The following is a 391-nucleotide window of genomic DNA, read 5'->3' on the forward strand; positions in this document are numbered from 1 at the left end:
TCGTGGCCTTGACAGTGACGTTACGTCACATGGTCGGCTGGAGTCGTGCGCGTCAAGGAGTTGGCCGATCTGGCCGAGACGACGGTCAGAACCGTCCGCTACTACCACCACGTGGGGCTGCTCCCCGTCCCGCCGACCCGGGGCGGCGTACGCGAGTACAACCTCTACCACCTGGCCCGACTGCTGCGGATCCGGTGGCTGGCCGAGTCGGGACTGCCGCTGGCGGCGATCAGCGATGTGGTCGCCGATCCGGGCGCGCCAGCGTCGCCCAACGCGGCGGACGAACTGCGTGAGGCCCTGGCCTCCGTGGACGCGCGCATCGCCCGGCTGCGCAGGCAGCGCGATCAACTCGCCGACCTGCTGGAGTCGGCCCGGCTCGGCCGGCGCCTGA

Annotated in this window: 1 protein-coding gene; it reads left to right on the forward strand. The window is 71.1% G+C overall.

The window, feature by feature from the left end; genetic code table 11:
- Positions 1-45: 45 nt before the first annotated feature.
- The coding region (locus tag BN358_RS11390) for a MerR family transcriptional regulator (protein WP_157593398.1) at positions 46-391 on the forward strand (346 nt) is incomplete at its 3' end.

The sequence above is a fragment of the Sedimentibacter sp. B4 genome (assembly GCF_000309315.1).
In the GTDB taxonomy this organism is placed as follows: Bacteria; Bacillota; Clostridia; order Tissierellales; family Sedimentibacteraceae; genus Sedimentibacter; species Sedimentibacter saalensis.